The 3,671-nt window shown below is 71.5% G+C and carries 3 protein-coding genes; all 3 read left to right on the forward strand.

Features of this window, described 5'->3' with window-relative positions:
- Positions 1-135 precede the first annotated feature (135 nt).
- Complete coding sequence (locus VSO01S_RS26105) at positions 136-2,208, forward strand: hypothetical protein (RefSeq protein WP_068645667.1); 2,073 nt, start codon at positions 136-138, stop codon at positions 2,206-2,208.
- Positions 2,205-3,227 carry a hypothetical protein gene (locus VSO01S_RS26110; RefSeq protein WP_068645668.1) on the forward strand — a complete coding sequence of 341 codons (1,023 nt, stop codon included), beginning with the start codon at positions 2,205-2,207 and terminating at the stop codon, positions 3,225-3,227. Before VSO01S_RS26105 ends, VSO01S_RS26110 begins: the two co-directional genes overlap by 4 nt.
- Positions 3,227-3,671 (forward strand): hypothetical protein (locus VSO01S_RS26115; protein ID WP_153305450.1); only part of this gene is annotated, 445 nt, incomplete at its 3' end. The genes VSO01S_RS26110 and VSO01S_RS26115, both read left to right, overlap by 1 nt.

Raw genomic sequence — 3,671 nt, forward strand, 5'->3', positions numbered from 1 at the left:
CGCGCCGGCCGAGCGCAGCGCGGCCAAGGCGCTGGCCAGCACCCGGCCGCCGATGAAGCCCGCCGAACGTTCCACACGCCAACCCACCCGGCCCGCCACGCGTGGCGGCAAGGGCCGCCGCAAGGGAGTCCCCGCATGACCACGCCCAAGATCGGCCACTTCATCCTGCACTCCAACGTGGTGCCGAAGGTCACGGCCGGCAAGTACCAGCTCGTGACCGAGCACACCGGCCTGCCTTTCGACGCGGTGGCCGAGACCACGCATGTGACGGTCTCGGCGCCGCGCTACACCATGCCGACGGACCAGATCCTGTCGACCTTTCCGCCGGCCAATGCCGAGGGTGCCTTCGCCGACCGGCTGCCGCAGATCGTGCTCAAGCGCCGCACGCTGCCGTGGGAGCGCAACCCGGCCGGCCAGGTCAAGCCATCTTCCACGCCCTGGCTGGCGCTGGTGGTGGTGGCCGAGGGCGAGGCGGCACTTTCCACCGCCACCGCGGTCGCCAGCTGCGTCACGCCCGGCACCACGCTGCTCGATCCGTCGGACAAGGACGTGGAGGAGGGCCTGTACCTGGCGGTGACCGAGTCGGTGGTGAAGAAGATCTTCCCGTGCCAGCAGGACCTGGAGCTGCTCACCCACGTGCGGCATGTGGACGTGAGCGACACCGAGCTGGCCATGGGCGACGACGACGGCTGGCTGGCGGTGGTGCTGGCCAACCGGCTGCCGGTGTTCGACCAGGCCAACAACAAGGCGGTGCGCTACATGGCCTGCCTGGTCAACATCGAGGGCCAGCTCGGCGCGCTGCCGCCGCCCGAGCCCTTCAACGAAAGCTTCGAATGGGCGCTGGCGCAGGACTGGTCGGCGCTGGCGCAGATCGACCCCACCGTGGGGCCCGACCCGCGGGTGATGGGCAATGTCGATCTGGGCGGCCTCGCGCTGCCGGCCAAGGCGAACGTGCTGCAGGCCGGCCGTGCCGCGGCGGCCGGTGCGCCGCGCGCCGTGCAGGCCAGTCAGACGCAGAACCAGCAGGCCGTCGCCAAGGTAGGCAGCACGCTCGACGGCGCGGCCTCGATGGCGCAGGCCTCGGTCTCGCAGCAGTGGAGCGGCATGCAGGCCGGCCAGGCGGTGCAGATGGCGGCGCGCGATCCCGACGCCAAGATGCTGGTGCGCGATGCCATGGGCATCGGCTTCCGGCTGCCGATCCAGGCCTTCGCGATGGAGAAGGTGCTGCGCTTTCCGGTGCTGGCGCACTGGTCCTTCACCACCAACGAGGGCGCCACCTTCGAGAGCCTGATGGAAGACCTGGACGTGGGCCTGCTGGGCACCGTGCCCGAGCCGCCGCCCGAGGCACCGCCCAAGCCCGGCCCGGGCCCGGAGGTGGTGCAGACCGGCCATATCGGCCTGGACCACCGTACCCGGCGCGGCGACCCGGTGCGCGCCTGGTACCGAGGCCCCTGCGTGCCGCTGCCCACCCAGCGCGACCCGGGGCCGGCCATGGCGCCGCTGGCGCATTCGGCCGACCAGCTGCGGCGCGTGGTGCCGGACGGGCGCGAAGACCTCTCGCTGGCCTCGGCCTTCGAGATCGGCCGGCTGCTGGCCTTGTCGCAGCTCTCGGTGGTGTCGGCTTCGATGCGTTTCCGCAGCGAGCAGTTCGGCGCGGGCCGCGTGCGCGAGATCCTGGCGCAGACCTTGCCGTATGCGCTGCCGCAGCTCACGACCACCTATGTGGACCTGGGCCGCTACGTGGCGATTCAGGCCGTGGGCGAGATGGCCAGGCACCCCGACGAGATCCTGGGCCCGCGCCGGCCCGTGGCCGACCCGGGCCGCACCATCAGGATGGAAGGCGAGCTCGACGCGGTGGTGGCCGCCGGCCTCGGCCTGGACCTGGCCGCGCTGAAGAAGACCGGCGAGCAGATCGGCATGGTGGCGGCCCTGGCGCGCAGCAGCGTGCCCATCGCCAGCCAGGGCGGCGTGATGAAGGTCGACGACAAGGCCGTGACGACCTTGCGCGGCGCCCTGCAGACCGAGCTGAGCCATGCGCTGTCGGTGGCGATGCCGCCGGCCACCAAGGTGGTGTCGCCCACCCAGCCGCGCGCGCAGCGTGGCGCCGGCGCCGCGGCACCACCGCCGCAGCGCGACGCATTGGACGACCTGATCGAAAGCGCCGAGGCGCGGGTCGACAGCGACGAACAGGAGGAGGGCGAGCAATGATGAAGAACTTCATGGACGCCAGCGCGGCCCTCGACGTGGCGCAGGCCGCGGCGCTCAACTACGCCGCCTATGTCACCGACCACGACCCCGACGACGGCGACAACGTGGTGCCGCGCGAGCTGCGCCGCTTCATGGCGCGGCTGCGCCTGTTGCACGGCGTGCCCTTCAACTACCTGGTGCCCGATGCGCAGCTGCTGCCCATCGAGACCATCCGCTTCTTCTACATCGACCGCGCGTGGACCGATGCGCTGGTGCAGGGCGCCCTGAGCATCGGCACCATCTCCAGCGCCGACCGGGCGCAGCTGGAAGCGGTGTACCCGTACATCCGCAATGAGGTCGACACGGCCGAGCGCTACGTGCGCGAGCCCAGGGCCGAGAAGAAGCTGGCTGGCGATGGCGGCAGCATCACCGGCTTCATCATGCGTTCGCGGCTGGTGTCGGGCTGGCCCAACCTGCATGTGCGGGCCTATTCGCGCGACCTGCTGCCCGACGACGCGCTCACCACCGCCGCCGAGTCGGACCCGAGCCGGCTCAAGGTGCTGCGGCTGGAGCGCCTGGCGCCGGCCGTGCTGCTGGTGCTGTTCGACGGCGTGCCCGCGGTGGTGCACATCGAGGAGCCGCGCCAGGGCATCCAGTTCGGCGTGCGGCTGGCCGACGGCGCGCAGCGGGGGCAGCATGTGGCCAAGGTGCAGCTGCGCGACTGCAACACCGGCACGGGCGTGCCGCCGCCGTCGCCGCTGGGGGCCGGCAACTCGGTCAACGTGCCCTTCCGCCGCAATGCGCCGGGCGTGATCAACCTGGCCGAGCTGCGCAAGCGCCTGGCGGCCAAGGCGCCCAACTCGGGCGGCTCGCTGGAGCCCAACGAGTACGCGCTGCAGATGCTGCGCTTTCCCTTCCGCCAGGTGTTCGGCGACCCGAAGGACCTGGAGGGCAAGAAGTTCTACGGGCTCGACCAGTTCAAGGTGACGGTGCCCCTGAGCGACTGGAAGACGACGCTGATGGCGAAGGTGAATCCGTAATGGCTTCCATCACTCAACCCAAGCTCGCGGCGGAGCAGGTCCGCCAGCTGACCTACGGCAAGCGCTTCCTCGCTGCTGACCGCGCGCAGCTGGACGTGCGCGAAATCTCCACCTGGGACAAGTACCTGCTGCGCGAGCACCGCCTGCTGGTGCCCATGGACGTGCAGGCGCTGTACGTGCAGCCGAACAGCACCGAGGCCATGGTGCGGCTGCCCATGCTGGTGGCCGGCCCCAATGGCAAGGGCGTGGAGAACCCGGAAGACGGCATGCCCGACCCCTTCACGCCCGGCACGCCGCGCCCGGCCGGCGTGCACCTGCACTGGGCCATGCCCGACGCGCTGCTGCGCGGCACCCTGGCCACGCGCGCCGATGGCGCCGGCAACCGCCTGGCGCTGCCGCTGCTGCCCGACCGCTGGGTGGTGCTGCGCATCCTGCTGCCGCGCG

The sequence above is a fragment of the Variovorax soli NBRC 106424 genome (genome assembly GCF_001591385.1).
Lineage (GTDB): Bacteria > Pseudomonadota > Gammaproteobacteria > Burkholderiales > Burkholderiaceae_C > Variovorax > Variovorax soli.

Coding starts and splice junctions, on each gene's coding strand:
- VSO01S_RS26110 (WP_068645668.1), top strand. CDS start 2,205: ATGATGAAGAACTTCATGGACGCCAGCGCGGCCCTCGACGTGGCGCAG.
- VSO01S_RS26105 (WP_068645667.1), top strand. CDS start 136: ATGACCACGCCCAAGATCGGCCACTTCATCCTGCACTCCAACGTGGTG.